General features: G+C 75.2%; 10 protein-coding genes. 6 read left to right on the forward strand and 4 right to left on the reverse strand.

Translation table 11 applies throughout. The features are described 5' to 3' along the window. Window positions 1-311: 311 nt before the first annotated feature. Window positions 312-1,820: a M1 family metallopeptidase gene (locus ACFVUH_RS13055; protein ID WP_387913005.1), complete on the reverse strand. Its 1,509-nt coding sequence runs from the start codon at window positions 1,818-1,820 to the stop codon at window positions 312-314. A 358-nt stretch (window positions 1,821-2,178) separates the two neighbouring features. Here ACFVUH_RS13055 and ACFVUH_RS13060 point away from each other — a divergent pair, with 358 nt between their 5' ends. Continuing rightward, entirely contained in the window at window positions 2,179-3,072 is an 894-nt protein-coding gene (locus ACFVUH_RS13060; RefSeq protein ID WP_387913007.1) for a carbohydrate kinase, read from the forward strand. 177 nt (window positions 3,073-3,249) lie between these two features. Then, window positions 3,250-3,651 (forward strand): hypothetical protein, encoded by a 402-nt coding sequence (locus ACFVUH_RS13065; protein WP_387913009.1) that lies wholly within the window; start codon window positions 3,250-3,252, stop codon window positions 3,649-3,651. Window positions 3,652-3,772: 121 nt separating this feature from the next. On the opposite strand, the gene ACFVUH_RS13070 is transcribed toward ACFVUH_RS13065, so the two are convergent. After that, window positions 3,773-4,297: a 2'-5' RNA ligase family protein gene (locus ACFVUH_RS13070; protein WP_355361414.1), complete on the reverse strand. Its 525-nt coding sequence runs from the start codon at window positions 4,295-4,297 to the stop codon at window positions 3,773-3,775. After that, window positions 4,284-4,817 (reverse strand): GNAT family N-acetyltransferase, encoded by a 534-nt coding sequence (locus tag ACFVUH_RS13075; protein WP_387913011.1) that lies wholly within the window; start codon window positions 4,815-4,817, stop codon window positions 4,284-4,286. The genes ACFVUH_RS13070 and ACFVUH_RS13075 overlap by 14 nt, the downstream gene beginning before the upstream one ends. 169 nt (window positions 4,818-4,986) lie before the next feature. Here ACFVUH_RS13075 and ACFVUH_RS13080 point away from each other — a divergent pair, with 169 nt between their 5' ends. Next, entirely contained in the window at window positions 4,987-6,000 is a 1,014-nt protein-coding gene (locus ACFVUH_RS13080) for a polysaccharide deacetylase family protein (protein WP_387913013.1), read from the forward strand. A gap of 30 nt (window positions 6,001-6,030) precedes the next feature. On the opposite strand, the gene ACFVUH_RS13085 is transcribed toward ACFVUH_RS13080, so the two are convergent. Beyond that, entirely contained in the window at window positions 6,031-6,468 is a 438-nt protein-coding gene (locus ACFVUH_RS13085; RefSeq protein ID WP_387913015.1) for a YchJ family protein, read from the reverse strand. 467 nt (window positions 6,469-6,935) lie between these two features. Between ACFVUH_RS13085 and ACFVUH_RS13090 the strand changes: the two genes are divergently transcribed. From ACFVUH_RS13090 to ACFVUH_RS13100, 3 genes are all read left to right on the forward strand, one after another. Then, window positions 6,936-11,909, forward strand: coding sequence for an amino acid adenylation domain-containing protein (locus ACFVUH_RS13090; protein WP_387913017.1), 4,974 nt, complete (start codon window positions 6,936-6,938; stop codon window positions 11,907-11,909). Window positions 11,910-12,012: 103 nt separating this feature from the next. Then, window positions 12,013-17,544 (forward strand): amino acid adenylation domain-containing protein, encoded by a 5,532-nt coding sequence (locus tag ACFVUH_RS13095; protein WP_387913019.1) that lies wholly within the window; start codon window positions 12,013-12,015, stop codon window positions 17,542-17,544. A 264-nt stretch (window positions 17,545-17,808) separates the two neighbouring features. Continuing rightward, on the forward strand, window positions 17,809-18,228 hold the full coding sequence (locus ACFVUH_RS13100) for a hypothetical protein (RefSeq protein WP_387913021.1): 420 nt from the start codon (window positions 17,809-17,811) through the stop codon (window positions 18,226-18,228). Window positions 18,229-18,359 lie beyond the last annotated feature (131 nt).

Consider the following 18,359-nt stretch of genomic DNA (forward strand, 5'->3'; position numbering starts at 1 on the left):
GGGGTGCCGGGGCGGCGGGACGGGGCGTCGCGGTGCAGGGCGGGAGCGGGCCGGGAGCGGCCAGGGGCAGCCGGGTGCAGCCGGAGGCGGATGCTGGACGGCCCGCGAGCCGGCCGGGACTCGGCCGGGCGGCGGGCGGGCCGTGGCCACCACGATCCGCCCCCCACCACGGCCAGCCAAGGGCGCGCGAAGGGCGCCCGGGGGCACCGGCAGGGCGCGCCTGACCGGGCGGTCCGCCCGCCCCACGCCGCCCGCCCCCCCCACGCCGCCGCCCCACGCCGCCGCCCCACGCCGCCGCCTCCCCGAACCGCTCAGAGCGTCCCCGACCCGTGCGGCACACCTCCCGTCTCCCGGGCGACGCCGGGATCCACCTGGTCCACCGTCCAGGCGGGGTGACCGGGCATCGGCGGGGTCCGTTCGCCGTAGAGCCATGGGTGGAGGAAAGCGCTCAGTGGCTGCCCGGACACCTCGTCGGCCGTGCGCAGGAAGTCGGCGGTGGTGGCGGTGCCGTGGCCGTGGCGCCGCAGGAAGGCCTGCTCGATCCGGTCGAACACCTCCGGCCCGACCCGCTCCCGCAGGGCGAACAGCACCAGCGCGCCCCCGGTGTAGCGCTGGCTGTCGAACAGCGTCGCGGCGGTCGGCGCCGCCACCGGACCGGAGTCGTGGCGCCACTGGTCGCCCCGGGCGTAGACGGCGCGCATCCGGTCGGTGAGCGTGGTGAAGCCGCCGGAGTCCGGCCAGCCGCGCTCGTAGTGGTACAGCAGCCCGTAGAAGTCGGCATGGCCCTCGTTCAGCCAGAGGTCGGCCCAGCTGCCCGGGGTGACGCTGTTGCCGAACCAGGAGTGCACCAGCTCGTGCATCATGTGCGAGCCGATCAGCGGCTCCGCCCGGCGCAGGAAGTCCGGCTTGTAGAGCGTCAGCGTCTGCGTCTCCAGCCCGGTGAAGCCGAACGCCGCCGGATCGTCGGTGTCGACGGGCAGCAGCCCGTAGGTCTCGAACGGGAACCGTCCGAGGTGCTGCTCGGCCCAGGCCAGCTGGCCGGGCGTCAGGGCGAGAGCCGGTTCCAGGTCGGCGGCCCGCGCGGTGGGCACGACGTCGCGCAGCGGCAGGCCGTCCGGGCCCCGACGCTCGCGGACCGTGTAGCGGCCCACCGAGGCCTGGACCAGCTCGGTCGCCATCGGCTCGCGCGAGACGTAGCGCCGGGTGGTCGTGCCGTCGGGGTGCGGCTCGGTGGCGGTGAGCAGGCCGTTGGCCGCGCCGTACAGCTCGTCGGGCGCGGTGACGGCGATGGCGAAGCGGGCCTTGTCGCCCGGCCGGTCGTTGCACGGGAAGACGGTGTGCGCGCCGTCCGGCTGCCCGGCCACCGCGAAACCGTCCGGAGTCACCACCCACCCGGTGTGCGGCAGTGCCGCGCGCGGGTCGGCGGTGTACACGACCTCCACCCGCAGCACGGCGCCCGCCCGCACCGGTCGGGTCGGCAGCACGGTCAGCTTCTCCTCGTGCGCCCGGAAGCCGGCCGGGCGGCCGTCGACCCGCACGGCGTGCACGTCCAGGCCGAGCGCGTCCAGCTCCAGGCCCGTCGACCGCTTCAGCACCCGGGCGGTCAGCACGGTGGTGCCGTCGACCTTGCGGTCGGCGGGGCGGTAGTCGAACGCGAGGTCGTAGGCGAGCGCGTCGTAGGCGGTGGTGCCGAGCGAGGGGAACACGGGGTCCCCGCTGCCCGCCGTCGGCACGCCCGCCGCCGGGGCGGGCCCGAGCGGGAGCACGGCCAGCGCGAGCGCGGCGGTGAGGACGGAACGGCGCCAGGACAAGGCGATCACCTCTCTCGTGTCGAAGCTCTCCTGTCGAACGGACCCGCTCCCGGCGCCGGAGCGGGCCCCGGTTCCGGTGAGCGATCTACTGGGCACGGACCGTAGCAGAGGGCTCCGACAATCGATGCGACACGCGGCGTCGCCCGGATGGAGCACTTCGGTAGCCGAGCGGCTGCGCAGTGTCATATCGTCGAAGAGCTCCGCCCCCTGACGGGCGGGGCCACGGCCGCCGGAGCGCCTGGCCAGGACCGGCGGCCGTACTCGTGCCCGCACGCCGTTCCCGCCGTGCCCGCCGCCTCGTAGGCTGGGCAGCCGCGCCGGCCGACCGCAGCCCCGCCGGCCCACCGGACCGGCAGGAGCAAGCCCCGTGACCAGCCCGCACTTCGTGGTGATCGGCGAGTGCGTCGCCGACGTCGTCCGTACCGACGGCGCGCCCGACACCGTCCACCCGGGCGGCAGCCCGGCCAACGTCGCGTACGGACTGGCCCGGCTGGGGGAGCCGGTCGGGCTGCTCACCGAGCTCGCCGACGACCCCTACGGCCGGCTGATCCGCGCCCACCTGGAGCCGGCCGGGGTGACCCTGCTGCGCGAGCCGTCCGCCGCCGCCACCGGCCCGCGCACCCCGTCGGCGGTGGTGCGGCTGGACGCCGAGGGCCGGGCGCACTACACCTTCGACATCGGCTGGACCCTCCCGGCCGGCGACCTCCCCGTCCCGCCGGGGCACCTGCACATCGGCTCGATCGCGGCCGTGACCCCGCCCGGCGCGGCGGCCGTGCTCGCGCTGGTCGAGCGGTGGCACGGCCGGGCCACCGTCAGCTACGACCCGAACGTGCGGCCCGCGCTGATGGGCGAGCACGCCGAGGCCGTCCGCCGGGTCGAGCGCTGCGTGGCGCTCAGCGACCTGGTCAAGGCCAGCGACGAGGACCTCGCCTGGCTCTACCCCGGCCGTACCCCGGAGGAGGCCGCCCACCACTGGCTCGGCCTCGGCCCGGCCACCGTCGCGGTCACCCGCGGCCCGGCCGGCGCCTTCGCGCTCACCGCCGACGGCCGCCGCATCGAGGCCGCCGCCCGCCCGGTCCGGGTCGCCGACACCGTCGGCGCCGGCGACGCCTTCACGGCCGCCCTCCTGCACGCCCGCCACACCGGCGCCGACCTCCCCACCGCCCTCACCCGCGCCACCACCGCCGCCACCCTCACCGTCACCCGCCCCGGAGCCACCCCACCCGACACCGTCGAACTGGCGGCAGCCCTGCGCGGATAGCCCCACGTCGGCCCCGTCGCAAGACGGCCGCGATCACCATCGCCACGCTCACCTCGGCGGAGCAGCCGGCCGGCGCTCCCACCCACGCACAACCGGCCGGCACCGGGTGACGCCCCCCAGCTCCGAGCGCGGCGGACACGCCCCCTGGCCGGCCTTCCTGGGAACGGTGCCGGCATCGTGGAACTCATGGGAGCGGCAGGAACGACACCGGAAGCGGAAGCCCCGACGCGGAGCGGGCTCACGATTCCGGGTGAGGTGGCGTGCCGCTATCAAGCGGATGAAGTCCGCCCGGAGGACCTGCCGATGATCGCTGCTGACGCGCTCGCGGCCGGACTCGACACTCCGACGCTGTGCGAGCTCGCCGGCCGGCCGCGCGACGCCGGCGACCACGAAATCCGCAGCGCCTTCGAGCAAGCACTCGCCGAGTCCGGGATCGAGCTGCCCGCCCGGGGCCTGGCGCGGCGCCACGGCCTGCGCAGACTGGCGGCGAGACTTGTCGAGGGACGCCGAGCTGCGGATCGCGGCGCTCGCCCTGACAGCGTCTGCGCCGATCGGCCCCGGCTGCTGACCCCGCCGTGATGTGGCGGCATGCTCGCTCGTGCCGGTGTCGGCACGTGGGCCGAGCGTTCATCATGTTCCGGATGTTCCGGCGCGCGTTGTGCCGACCGAGGCCCAGCGTGCCGTTCGGCGCGGCGGCGGGTCAGGCGCCCAGGGGGCGGGTCTGCTGGGTGTCGGAGTCGAAGGTGCGGGCCGTGTCGAAGGTGCCGGTGAGGTCGGGGTGGCGGCCGAGGAGGGTGTGGGCGAGGGTGACGTCGTCCGGGGGGAGGCGGCGGGTGAGGCTGAGGTGGGGGGACCAGCGGCCGGGGACGTAGTGGGGGTCGGGCTCCTCGGCGTGTTCCAGGGCCTGCCAGACCCGGTGGTGCAGCTGCAGCAGCTCGAGGGTCGGGACGACCGACCAGCTGAGCACCCGGCGGCGGCTGCGGGCGGCGAAGGAGAGCAGGCCGGTCAGGCGGACGGTCAGCGGCAGGGCGTCCGCGAGGAGTTCGTCGAGCCGCTCGACCGCCTCGGCGGGCATCCCCGCGCAGGCGGCCAGGGTGAGGTGGGGGCGGTGGCCGGGGTGCGGGTTGTGGGCGAGGCTGTCCACGCCGCCGTCGGCGAGCTGCCGCCAGACCGCGCGCACGGCGCGGTCCAGCGGCGGGTCGCAGAGCAGCTCAACGGTCTGCACGGGTGAGGTCCTTGGCGTACCAGATCTCGGCGTACGGGCGGTCGGTGTAGGCGGGGATCTCCCGGTAGCCGTGCCGCGTGTACAGGGTGCGGGCCTCCACCAGGTCGAGCCGGGTGTCCAGGACGATCCGTTCGGCGCCGAGCGCCCGCGCCGCCTCGTCGATGGCGGCCATCAGCCGGGCGCCGCCGCCGGTGCCGCGTCGGACCGGCCGGACGTAGACCCGGGTCAGCTCGACGGTGGTGGCGTCGATGACGCGCAGTCCGGCGCAGGCGGCGGGCTCGTCGGCGTAGCGGCCGAGCAGGAAGACCCCGGTGGGCGGGGCGAGGTCGTCGCTGGGGGAGCCGGCGAGGCCGGTCTCGATCTCCTCGGGGGTGCCGTCCCGCCCGAGGTGCAGCCGGTAGTAGCTGTTGGCGACGTCGACGTAGTAGTCCCGCAGCAGCGCCAGGGCCTCGGTGGACCCGACATCGGCGGGCGCGATCGCCCAGAGTTCGGTGGTGCTGCGCTGCGTGCTGATCGTCATGCGCGCATTATCGGTCGCTCGCCGACCCTGTTGCGAGCCCTTTTCGATCATCCTCTCGATCGCCCACGCCCTGGTGGGCCGGGTGGGTGACGGGGGGATTGGGCGGTCGGCGTGGCGGGGGAGCAGTGGGGCTATGGATAGACCATCAGATAGTCGTACTGGTGGGGGATTGGCGGGGCGGCAGGCGCGGCGGGGGCGCAACGGGCTGGTCGCGGCGGTGTGCCTGGCCGCCGCGGTCGCGGGGTGCGGCGCTCCGGGCGGGGGCGGCGCGGCGCCCTCGGCCGAGCGGACCGCGGCGAGCGCGCCGAGGAGCGCGCCGACGAGCACGGCAGCGGGCGCGGCGGCAAACGCGGAGGGCACGTCGGCGGACCGGGGCGGGCCGCGCGCGGCCGCGGCGCCGCTGGTGCTGCCGGGCCCGGCCCGCGCCGAGGAGGAGGCCGGCGGCGAAGCCGTGGCCCGCAAGGCGCGCGCCGCCAGGACGGCGCTGGAGACGGCCGCGCGGTGGGGCCTGGCACGGCCGCCGCTGCCCGCCCCGCCGCCCCCGGCGAGCCGCCCGGCGCTGTTCGCCACCCAGGGGGTGAAGCTCGCGGAGGGGCTGCCGCCGGTGGTCTACCGGGTGCCGACCGAGGAGCGGATCGTCTTCCTCACCGTCGACGACGGCGCCGAGAAGGACCCGGAGTTCAGCCGGATGGCCGCCGAACTGGGCGTCCCGCTGTCCACCTTCGTCGCGGACTACCTGGCCCGCTCCGACTACGGCTACTTCCGCAGGCTGGCCGCCCAGGGCGACGCGGTGAACAACCACACCATCAACCACCGCAACCTCAAGGTGCTCGACTACGGCACCCAGCACGAGGAGATCTGCCGCCAGCAGGACCAGCTGGAGGAGCAGATCGGCACCCGACCGCGGCTGTTCCGTCCGCCGTACGGCGAGTACAACGAGGACACCCTGCGGGCGGCCGGTTCCTGCGGCGTCCAGGCGGTGCCGCTGTGGAACGAGGAGGCGTTCCCGGACCACATGGAGTACCGCTACGAGGACCAGCGGCTCCACCCGGGTGACATCATCCTCACCCACTTCCGCGGCACCGACCTGTGGAACGGCACCATGCCCGACCTGCTGCGCAAGGTGGTCGACGAGGTGACCGCGCAGGGCTTCGCGCTGGCCCGGCTGGACGACTACCTGTAGCCGGGGCCGGCGGGCGGGGGAGGGGGCGGCTCAGTCGAGCGAGAGGGCGTCCAGGTACACCCAGGCGCCCTCGTGCCGGACGAACCGGCTGTGCTCGGTGAGGACGCCCTCCTCCCGCCCGTCCGCGTAGTGCGCCCGGAAGGCCACCGTGCCCTCGGCGTGGAACGGCCCGCCCTCGGTGGTGGAGAGCACCTCCAGCCGCAGCCAGCGCAGCCCCGGGTCGAAGTCGACCGAGTCCGGCCGGGTGTCCGGGTGCCAGGTGCGCAGCAGATAGGCCTCGTCGCGGGCGGCGAAGGCGCTGTAGCGCGAGCGCATCAGGGTCTCGGCGGTGGTCGCGGCGTTCTGGCCGCGGTGCAGCCGGCCGCAGCACTCGGCGTAGCTGGCGGGCAGGCCGCAGGGGCAGGGCGAGGAGGGCAGCAGGCGCGGCGCGGGGGCGGTGGCGCGCTCGGCGGATCGGCGTCGGGACATGGGTCCATTCTGGCGCCTCGCGGGGCCGGCTCCGAAGCGGTGCGGGCGCGGTCCGGCGGGGTGGACCGCAGTGGTCCCGCCGAGGCCTTCCGGGGGCCCTTCCTGAGCTCTTCCGCCGGCGCGGCGGAATGGCCTGAAGTTGACCGTCCTCCGACAATTCGGAAGGCGGAAATCCGCTTGCACCGACGTCAGGGCATGCGTGCCCGTAGCTGACGGGGTGTCGAAAGAGACCGTATCGGTCCGCACTGTCCCTGCCAAGGCGCCTGACAATGTGTACGAAATCGCCAACGAACCGTCACACTTGAGCACCGCTGGCGGGCGTGTCGGGGGTGATCTTTCCGGCATATCGAACGAGTGACGGAAATGTGCTGGTGATTCGTAGATCTTTACCCCACCATCTCCCAGGGCACACCGCCCATTTCTCGCCGACCACAAGTCGATGCAGCAGCACCCCTCGGGAGAGAGTGATGAGTTCGACGGGACTTCCCCCGCTGGATCCGGCCGCGCCGCTGGCCGCACTGGTTACCGCGCAGGTCAGACGGACACCGGACGCCACCGCCGTGATCGACGGCACGCGCCGGCTGACCTACCGGGAACTGGACGCCGCGGCCGACGCGATGGCGGGACGGCTGGCCGCCGCCGGCGTGCGCGCCGAGACACTGGTCGGCGTCTGCCTACCGCGAACGGCGGACCTCGTGGTCAGCCTGCTGGCGGTGCTGCGGGCCGGCGGCGCCTACGTACCGCTCGACCCGGCGTACCCGCGCGACCGCCTCGAACTGGTGGTCGGCGACGCGCAGGCCCCCGTCGTGGTCACCGACCGCGCCCACGAGCACCTGCTGAACGGGGCCGGCGCCACCCTCCTGTACGTCGACGGCGAGAGCCCCGCCGCTCCGCTCGACCCGGCCGCCGCGCGCCCCACCACCGGTGACGCCACCACCGACGCGCTCGCCTACGTGCTCTACACCTCCGGCTCCACCGGCCGCCCCAAGGGCGTCTCGGTCACCCAGCGCGGCGTCAACGCGATGCTCCGCTGGGCGGCCGGCACCTACACCGCCGCCGACCTCGCCGGCGTGCTCTTCGGCACCTCCGTGTGCTTCGACATCTCGGTGTACGAGCTGTTCCTCCCGCTCTCCGTCGGCGGCACGATCATCGTCGCGGAGAACGTCCTCGCCCTGCCCGAGCTGCCCGCCCGGGACGAGGTCACCCTGGTCAACACCGTGCCCAGCGCCATGGCGGCGCTGCTGCGCGGCGACGGCCTTCCCGGCGGCGGGGGTCTGCCGGGCACCGTGCGCGTGGTCAACCTGGCCGGCGAGGCCCTCCCCCGTCACCTGGCCGACAAGGTCTACGCCCAGCCCCTGGTCGAGCGCCTCTACAACCTGTACGGGCCCACCGAGGACACCGTCTACTCCACCTGGTCGCTGGTCTCCCGCGACGGGGCCGGCGAGCCGGTCATCGGCCGCCCGCTCGACGGCACCCTCGGCCACGTCCTGGACGAGCACCGGATACCCGTGCCCGACGGCGGCATCGGCGAGCTCTACCTCTCCGGCGAGGGCCTGGCCCGCGGCTACCACGGCCGCCCCGACCTCACCGAGGAGCGCTTCGTCCACGTCGACGGCCTGCGCTGCTACCGCACCGGCGACCTGGTCCGCCGGCTGCCCGACGGCGACCTGGAGTACCACGGGCGCGTCGACCACCAGGTGAAGGTCCGCGGCTTCCGCGTCGAGCTCGGCGAGATCGAGGCCGTGCTCGCCACCCACCCGGCCGTCGAGTCCGCCGCCGCGGTCGTCCAGCGCGACGAGGCCGGCGACTACCTCGCCGCCTTCGTCCAGCCCGCCGCCGGCGCCGCCGAGCCGACGCCCGCCGAACTGCGCGCCCACTGCGCCGCCTCGCTGCCCGGCTACATGGTGCCGCTGGCCGTCGCCGTCCTGGCGGAGATGCCGCTCACCCCCAACGGCAAGACCGACCGCAAGGCGCTGCCCCCGGTCGCCCGCAGCCGCGCCGGGCACGAGCTGTTCGTCGCCCCCCGCACCCCCGTCGAGAGCCGGATCGCCGAACTCTGGCAGGGCCTGCTCGGCGTCCCCGAGGTCGGCGTCCACGACGTCTTCCTCGACCTCGGCGGCCACTCGCTGCTCGCCGCCGGCCTGCTGGCCCGGATCGAGCGCGAATTCGGTACCCGGGTCCCGCTCGCCGAGTTCTTCGCCGCCCCGACCATCGCCTCCCTGGCCGTCCGGGTCGCCAACGGCGGCGGCGGACGGGCCTCCGTCGAGCCGCCCCACCGCCGGGCCGACCTGCCCGCCCGCGCCACCGACTTCCAGCGCGAACTGTGGCTGCACGAGTCCATGCAGCACGACAGCCCGCTCTACAACGTGCCGCTGCGGATCCGCGCCGAGGGCGCCCTCGACCGCGAGGCGCTCGGCCGCGCGCTGACCGAGGTCGTCCGCCGCCACGAGGCGCTGCGCACCGCGCTGCGCGGAGCCGCGATCCCGACCGAGCACGACCCGGTCGACGCCGACGTCCGCCCGCCGTACGCCGTCGAGGTGCCGCTGCTCGACCTCACCGGGGCCGACGGCGCGCAGCCCGACGAGGAGGCGCTCGACGCCGCGCTGCGCGCCGAGGCCGGCCGCCCGCTCGACCTGTTCAACGGCCGGCTGCTGCGCGCCCTCGCCATCCGCACCGGCGAGGACCGGCACGAGCTGCTGTTCACCGTGCACCACGCCGCGATGGACGGCTGGGCCGCCGGGCTGTTCCTCGCCGAGCTCGCCCGTGCCTACCGGGACGGCGAACTGCCCGAGCCCGACCTCCAGCTGTCCGACGTCGCCCGCTGGGAGGAGCTCAACGTCGCGGCCGGCCGCGAGGCCGCCGAGCGCTGGGGCGAGCGGCTGCGCGGCATCGAGGGCGACCAGCACCTGCCCGGCGACCGCCCGCACCCCAACCCGCAGGACGTCGCCGGCCGCCGGATCGCCCGCCGGCTCGACGCCGGCCTGGTCACCGGCGTCGAGAAGTGGGCCGCCCAGGAGGGCGCCAGCCTCTACATGGCGGTGCTCGCCGCGCTCGGCGGGGTGCTGCACCGCTACACCGGACGCACCGACGTCGCCGTGCTCAGCCCCTTCTCCGTCCGCCCGGTGCCCGAGCTGGAGACGGTGCTCGGCTCGCTGATCAACACCGTCGCGCTGCGCTTCGACGTGGCCGGCACCGACAGCTTCCGCGAACTGCTCGCCCGGGTCCGCCCGGCCGTCCTGGAGGCCGCCGAGCACAGCGGCTTCCCGTTCGTCGAGCACGCCCGCGCCTCCGGCGGCTCGGCCGGCCTCACCGCCTCGCCGATCTCCCAGGTGCTGCTGGCCGTCCAGAACCACCCGGTGGCCGGCGTCGAACTGCCCGGCCTGAGCCTGACGTTCGTCGCCGAGGTGTGCAACAGCACCGCGAAGACCGACCTCTCGCTGTTCCTGGAGTTCCCGACCGCCGGCCCGCTGCTGTCCGCCGAGTACCGGACCGCCCGCTACGACGAGCGGTCGGTGCGCGCCGCGCTCGACCACCTGGTCGCGCTGCTCGCCGCCGCCGTCGCCGAACCCGACCGCCCGCTCGGCGAACTGGTCATGCTCTCCGCCGCCGAACTCGCCGCCGACGAGCCGGTCAACCGCACCGAGGCGCCGGTCCCCGACGCCCGGCTGCACGAGCTGGTCGCCGCCCGGGCCGCCCGCACCCCGGACGCGCCCGCGGTGTCCGCCGCCGACGGCACCCTGAGCTACGCCGAACTCGACGCCGCCGCCGACCGGCTGGCCCACCTGCTGGCCGCCCGCGGCGCGGGCCGCGGCAGCCTGGTCGCCGTCGCCGTCCGGCGCGGCCGGCTGCTGCCCGTCGCCCTGCTCGGCGTGCTGCGCAGCGGCGCCGCCTACCTGCCGCTCGACGTCGACCAGCCGCTCGCCCGCAACCGCGGCGTGCTCGACGACGCCGGCGTCACCCTGCTGGTCGCCGACACCGCCACCGCCGGCGACGAGCTGCTGCACGGCCGCGAGAGCGTCCTGGTGGACGGCCCCGAGCACGCGGCCGCCCCCGCCGAGGCGCCCGCCGTCACCGTCGGCCCGGAGGACCCGGCCTACCTGCTGTACACCTCCGGCTCCACCGGCGCGCCCAAGGGCGTCGCCGTGCCGCACCGCGCGATCGTCAACTTCCTGACCTCGATGGGCCGCGAACCCGGCCTCACCGAGCGGGACGTGATGGCCGCCGTCACCACCGTCACCTTCGACATCGCCGGCCTGGAGCTGTGGCTGCCGCTGGTCACCGGCGCCCGGCTGGAGATCGCCGACCGCGCCACCGCCACCGACGGGACCGCGCTCGGCGCCTGGATCGACAAGCAGGGCGTCACCCACGTCCAGGCCACCCCCGCCACCTGGCGGATGCTGCTGGAGGCCGACTGGGCCGGCCGCCCCGGGCTGACCGCCCTGTGCGGCGGCGAGGCGCTCACCGCCGACCTCGCCCGCGCCCTGCTCGACCGGGTCGGCACGCTGTGGAACATGTACGGCCCGACCGAGACCACCGTCTGGTCCACCGTCCAGCGGGTCACCCCCGACATCGCCGCCCACAGCGGCGTGGTGGCCCTCGGCGCGCCCATCGCCAACACCCGGCTGCACCTGCTCGGCACCGCCGGGCAGCCCGTGCCGGTCAACGGCATCGGCGAACTGTGCATCGCCGGCGACGGCGTCGCGCTCGGCTACCACGGCCGGTCCGACCTGACCGCCGAACGGTTCACCGCCGAACCCGGCCGCACCGACGGCGCGCGGATGTACCGCACCGGCGACCTCGCCTGCCGCCGCGCCGACGGCCGCCTGGAGTACCACGGCCGCGCCGACGCCCAGGTCAAGCTCCGCGGCTTCCGCATCGAGCTGGGCGAGATCGAGGCCGCGATCACCGCCGTCCCCGGCGTCACCGCGGGCGCCGCCCGGCTCGTCGAGACCCCGGCCGGAGCGGCCCTGGCCGGCTACGCCGTCGCCCCGGGCCTCACCGAGGACGCGCTGCGCAGCGCCCTGATCGAGCGGCTGCCCGACTACATGGTGCCCGCCGGCCTGGTCCTGCTCGACGCGCTGCCGCTGACCCCCGCCGGCAAGGTCGACCGCGCCTCGCTGCCGGTGCCTCAGCTCGGCGGCGCCGGCGCCCCGCCCGAGGGCGACTGCGAGGAACTGCTCGCCGACCTGTGGATCGAGGTCCTCAAGGTCGAACGGGTCTCCCGGCACGACGACTTCTTCGCGCTCGGCGGCCACTCGCTGCTCGCCACCCGGCTGCTCGCCAGGATCCGGGACACCTTCGAAACCGAACTGCCCCTGCGCGTCGTCTTCGAGGACCGGACCCTGGCCGCCCTGGCCCGCCGCGTCGAGGAGCGCCTGCTGGAGGAGATCGACGACCTCGACGACCTCGGCCTCGACGCCACCGCCGGGAGCGCCCAGTGAGCCACCGCACCGCATCCGGAACCACCGGCAACACCGGAGAGCCCGGAACCACCAACGCACGCCCGGCCGCCGGAGACACCGGCGCCCGAACGGGGGAGCCCGCATGACCGACCAGCCCACCGCCGGGACCGTCCCGGAACCGGATCCGGCCGCCAGACGGCAGGAACTGCTGCGCCGCCGCCTCGCCAAGGCCAAGGCCGCCAAGGAGGCGGCCGCGGCCGGTGGCGGCACCGACCGCCGCACCATCGCCCCGCGCCCCGAGGGAACCCCGGCGCCGCTCTCCTCGGCCCAGCGCCGGATGTGGTTCCTGGCCCAGTACGAGCCGGACAGCGCCGCCTACCACATCCCGCTCGCCCTGCGCATCGAGGGCGAGCCCGACGAGGCCGCCCTCGCCGCCGCCCTCACCGACGTCCTCGCCCGGCACGAGGTGCTGCGCACCGTCTACCCGGAGGTCGACGGCGAGGTGCGCCCCGAGGCGCTGCCCGCCGACCGGTTCACCCTCACCACCGCCGACGTCCCCGCCGAGCAGATCGAGGCCCGGCTGGAGACCGAGGCCCGCCGTCCGTTCGACCTCGCCGCCGACCTGCCGCTGCGCGCCGCCCTGCTGCGCACCGGCGACGGCGCCGTGCTCAGCCTGGTGCTGCACCACATCGCGGCCGACGGCTGGTCGATCGGCGTGCTCTTCGGCGACCTCGCCACCGCCTACGGCGCCCGCCGCACCGGCACCGCCCCGGCGTTCACGCCGCTGCCCGTCCAGTACGCGGACGTCGCGCACTGGCAGCAGACCGAGCTCGCCGCCGAACTCGACCGCCAGCAGGCCTGGTGGCAGGAGCGCCTGCGCGGCGCCACCGCCACCGTCACGGTGCCCGCCGACCGGCCGCGGCCGGCCGTCGCCGGCACCACCGGCGCCCGGTTCACCGCGGAGCTCGGCGCCGAGCGCAGCCGCCGCATCCGCGCCCTCGCCGAACAGACCGGCAGCACCGTCTACATGGTGCTGCTGGCCGCCCTGCAGACCGTCCTCGGCCGCTACACCGGCAGCGAGGACGTCACCGTCGGCACCCCGATCGCCGGGCGCACCCGCAGCGAGACCGAGCCGCTGGTCGGCTGCTTCGTCAACACCCTGGCGATGCGCACCGACCTCTCCGGCGACCCGACGGTCCGTGAGCTCCTGGAGCGCGTCAAGGACGCCACCCTGGGCGCCTACGGCCACCAGGACCTGCCGTTCGAGCGGCTGATCGACGCCCTCGGCCTGGAGCGCGAACTCGCCCACACCCCGCTGTTCCAGGTCCTGCTGAACGTCCACAACCAGGCCGAGGCCCGCCCCGAGCTGCCCGGCCACAGCGTCGACTGGCAGCCGATCGGCACCGACACCGCCAAGTTCGACCTGTCGGTGGCCGTCGTCGACACCGGCGGCGACCTCGCCGCCGACCTCGTCTGGCGCACCGAGCTGTACGACGAGGCCACCGTCCGGCGGGTCTTCGGCCACCTCACCACGGTGCTCGACGCGATGGCCGCCGGCCCCGACCGCCCGCTCGCCGAGCTGGCCCTGCTCACCCCGTCCGAGCAGCGGCAGCTCACCGCCTGGGACGACGAGGCCCTGCGCACCTGGGACCTCGACGGCACCCTGCACGGCCTGGTCGAGGAGCAGGCCCGCCGCACCCCCGACGCGCCCGCCGTGCGCGGCGCCGACGGCGTCCTCAGCTACGCCGAACTCGACCGGCGCGCCAACGCGCTGGCCCACCGGCTGCGCGAGCACGGCGTCGGCCCGGACCGCCCGGTCGGCCTGCTGGTCGAGCGCTCCGCCGCCCTGGTGGTCGGCATGCTCGGCATCCTCAAGGCCGGCGGCGCCTACCTGCCGCTCGACCCGGTCTATCCGGACGGGCGCATCCACGCGCTGCTCGACGCCGCCGGGGCCGCCGCCGTCGTCACCACCGACGACCTGCGCGAGCGGCTCACCGCCGACCTGCCGGTGGTCGTCGCGGACGGCGAGGAGCGCGCCGACGCGCCCGGGGCGGACGTCCGCCCCGAGCACCTCTGCTACCTCATCTTCACCTCCGGCTCCACCGGCGCGCCCAAGGGCGTCGCCGTCGAGCACCGCAACTACCGCAACTACCTGCACGGCCTGCGCGAGCGGATCGGCGGCGACCAGCAGGGCTGGAACTGGGCGCTGGTCTCCACCTTCGCCGCCGACCTGGGCACCACCAACGTGTTCGGCGCGCTCACCGCCGGCGGCTGCCTGCACCTGCTGACCCGCGACCAGGCCACCGACCCGGACGCCTTCGCCGCCTACGCGGCCGAGCACCGGATCGACGCCATGAAGCTGGTCCCCAGCCACCTGGAGGGCCTGGCCGCGCACGGCACCGGCCTCGGCGCGATCCTCCCCACCCGGCTGCTGATCTGCGCCGGCGAGGCGCTGCGGCCCGACCTGGTGGCCCGGATCCGCGCCGCCCGGCCCGACCTGCCGCTGCACAACCACTACGGGCCCACCGAGACCACCGTCTCGATGCTCGGCATGCCGGTGCCCGCCGACCTCGGCGACGCGGCCACCGCGCCGCTCGGCCGGCCGTTCGGCAACGTCCGCGCCCACCTGCTGGACGCGCACCGGCGCCCCGTCCCGCTCGGCGTCCCCGGCGAGCTGTACGTCTCCGGCGGCGGTGTCGCCCGCGGCTACCTCGGCCGCGACGACCTCACCGCCGAGCGCTTCCTGGAGGTGGACGGCCACCGCGCCTACCGCACCGGCGACCTGGTCCGCCGCCGCCCCGACGGCGCGATCGAGTTCCTCGGCCGGATCGACCACCAGGTCAAGATCCGCGGCTTCCGGGTCGAGATCGGCGAGGTCGAGGCCGAGCTGACCGCCCGCCCCGAGGTGCGCGAGGCCGTCGTGGTCGCCCGCGGCGAGGGCGCCGCCCGCTCCCTGGTCGGCTACCTGGTGCCCGCCGACCCGGCCGCCGCGCCCGACCCGGGCGAGCTGCGCGCCGCGCTGCGCACCCGGCTGCCCGACTACATGGTCCCGGCCGCCCTGGTCGTCCTGGACGCCCTGCCGCTGAACGCCAACGGCAAGGTCGACCGGGCCGCGCTGCCCGAGCCGGTCGCCGCCCAGCCGGTCTCCGGCGGCGGCGAGCTGACCACCGACACCGAGCACGCGGTGGCCGAGGTCTACCGCAAGGTGCTGGAGGCCGAGGAGATCGGCGCGGCCGACGACTTCTTCGCGCTCGGCGGCGACTCCTTCTCCGCCGTGAAGGCCGTGCGCCTGATCGGTGACGGCCTGTCGGTCATCGACCTGTTCCAGCACCCCACCGTGCACGAGCTGGCCGCGCTGATCGACGCCCGGGCCGGCGGCACCGCCGACGAGGGCCCGCGCAGCCTGCTGCACAAGCTCACCCGCGGCAACGCCCCGGCCGGGATCAACGTGGTCTGCGTCCCCTACGGCGGCGGCAGCCCGATCACCTTCCAGCCGCTCGCCGACGCGCTGCCCGCCGGCCACCGGCTGTACGCCGTCGAACTGCCCGGCCACGACCCGAGCCGCCCCGACGACGAGCTCGCCGAGCTGGACGGGCTCGCCGACGAGCTGACCGCCCAGGTGCTGGAGAAGGTCGACGGCCCGGTCCTGCTCTACGGCCACTGCCTGGGCGGCGCGCTCGCCACCGCCCTCGGCGCCCGGCTGGAGGCGGCCGGCGTCGACCTGCGCGGCCTCGCGCTCGGCGGCACCTTCCCGGCCGCCCGGCTGCCCGGACGCTTCGCCGAGTGGATGGCCCGCCGGATGCCGGGCGACCGGGTGCTGTCCAACCGCGGCTACCTGGAGTACCTGCGCGCCATGGGCGGCTTCACCGACGTCTACGACCAGGCCGAGCAGGACTTCCTGGTCCGGGCGCTGCGCCACGACGTGCGGCAGGCCGAGGACTTCTACACCCGCGCCTACGGGGACGCGCGGCCGGAGAAGATCGACGCCCCGATCCTGTGCGTGGTCGGCGAGAAGGACCGCGCCACCCTGCTCTACGAGGAGCGGTACGCCGAGTGGGAGCACTTCGGCGACACCGTCGAGCTCGCCGTCGTGCCGCGCGCCGGGCACTACTTCCTCAAGCACCAGGCCGACGAACTCGCCCGGGTGCTGGCGGAGTTCGCCGCCACCGGGAAGATATCCACCCCGGCCGCGGTCAAGCGCCCGGCCGCCCGGGCCGAGCTGGGGATCTTCGCCAAGGTGGCGATCGGCCAGTTCGTCTCGATGATCGGCACCAGTCTGTCGACCTTCGCGCTCGGCGTCTGGGTCTACCAGCAGACCAACTCGGCCTTCGACTTCGCGATGATCTCGTTCATCGCGGTGCTGCCGGCCGTCCTGCTGCTACCGGTCGCCGGCGCGCTCGCCGACCGGGTCGACCGGCGCAAGATCATGATCATCACGGACACCGTGGCCGCCGCCGGCATGCTCGGCCTCGGTCTGCTGCTCTGGGCCGACCTGCTCGAGATCTGGCACATCTACGTGGTGGCCTGCATCGGCTCCACCTGTGGAGCCTTCCAACGGCCCGCCTACCTCGCCTCGATCACCCAGCTCGTGCCCAAGCGCTACCTGGGCCAGGCCAACGGCCTCGCCCAGCTCGGCACCGGCGCGGGCGACATGATGGCCATCCTCGCGGGCGGCGTGCTGGTCACGCTGATCGGCCTGCACGGCGTCGTGCTGTTCGACATGGTCACCTTCCTCACCGGTGTCACCTGCCTGCTGCTGGTCCGCTTCCCGGACGCCATGTTCGACAAGCAGGAGGAGCCGCTCTGGCGCGAGGTCGTCACCGGCTGGCGGTACATCGCGCGTCGGCACAGCCTGGTTGCGATGGTGGTCTTCTTCGTGGTGTTCAACTACCTGTTCGCCGTCGCCACCGTGCTGATCACCCCGATGGTGCTGGCCAGCGGCACGCCCCTGCAGCTCAGCGTCATCACCGCGCTCGGCGGCCTCGGGGCCATGGTCGGCGCCCTGGTCATGGGGCTCTGGGGCGGTACCCGCCGCCGCACCATCGGCATGATCGGCTTCACCTCGGTGGTCGGCCTCGCCGCCGTGCTGGCCGGCAGCCGGCCCGAGACCGTGCTGACCGCCTGCGGACTCTTCGTCCTCTGGTCGGCCATGATGATCCTCAACTCGCACTGGATGGCGCTGATCCAGACCAAGGTCGGGATGGAGCTCCAGGGCCGCGTCCTGGCGACCAACCAGATGCTCGCCATGTCGATGATGCCGCTCGGCTTCCTCACCGCGGGCCCGCTCTCCGACCACGTCTTCGAGCCGATGATGCGCCCCGGCGGCGCGCTGGCCGACTCGGTCGGCCTGGTGCTCGGCACCGGGCCGGGCCGCGGCGCCGGACTGCTGCTCGTGGTGGTCGGCCTGGTGCTCTTCGTCTGGGGCCTGCTCGGCCTCGCCTACCGGCCGCTGCGCCTGCTGGAGGACATCCTGCCGGACGCGCTGCCGGACGCCGAGATCGGTGACAAGGACGCCATCCAGGCCGAGGCCGACCGGCAGCTCGCCCTCGCCGAGGCCGCCCGCAAGGGCCGGAGCGTCCCGGGCTCCGTCCGGGTGCCGCACCCGTCCGGCAAGCCGGAGCCGGTCGAGGACGACGACCCCGCCGACCGGGTGCACGCCTCCACCGGCCGGTAGCACCACCCGCGTACACGCGCCCCCGTCCCCTCTCCGGAGGGGGCGGGGGCGCCGTCGTCCCCGCCCGACGGCCCCGGCCCTCGAGTCCGGGAAAGCGGAGTCCTGACTCTCATTCGGGGTGATCCGGCACCCCAGAAAGCTGGTCTGTCCATGACATGTCAACCCCTGCGACCATGGACGGACGCGCCGGCGGGGGAGCGGACTCCGCGGCCGGCGGTGTCTTTCCGCGTCTTCTCGGTAGAACGACCAAGGGGAGGGAACATCATGAAGAACCGGTTCAAGGGGCTGCTGGTGGCGGCCGCGGTGGCGGGCACGATCGCGGGCGTGGCGCCGACGGCGCAGGCTTCGCCGGTCTCGGTCTGCAGCCATTTCAGCTGGGGCGGCCAGTACGTCTGTGACCTGGCCGACCCCAACCGCGGCGAGACCTGGTGGAACCTGTCCGACGGCACCCGGCAGCTGTTCGTGATCGGCATCGACGGTGCGGTCTGGACTCGCTGGAGCTACCCGGGCGGCTCGCTGAGCAGCTGGCAGAACTTCGGCGGCAAGTGGGCGCTCGACACCCCGTACATCGCCATCTCGCCCTCGGCGTCCAGCGTGACCATCTCGGTCATGGGCATCGACGGCCGGCGCTGGTACAAGACCCGCCCGGTTCCCGGTTCCTGGGGTGACTGGGTGACCGTCTGACCGCCTGACCCGGTGTAGGGCCCGGCCCGGGGGGGGGGGGGGGGGGGGCCCCCCCCCCCCCGCCCCCGCGGCCGGGTGCGGGGGCCGGCGCACGAAGCCGGGCGGAACCCGCAGGGGGGGGGGGGTGAAGT

The organism is Kitasatospora sp. NPDC058032 (assembly GCF_042885845.1).
GTDB lineage: Bacteria > Actinomycetota > Actinomycetes > Streptomycetales > Streptomycetaceae > Kitasatospora.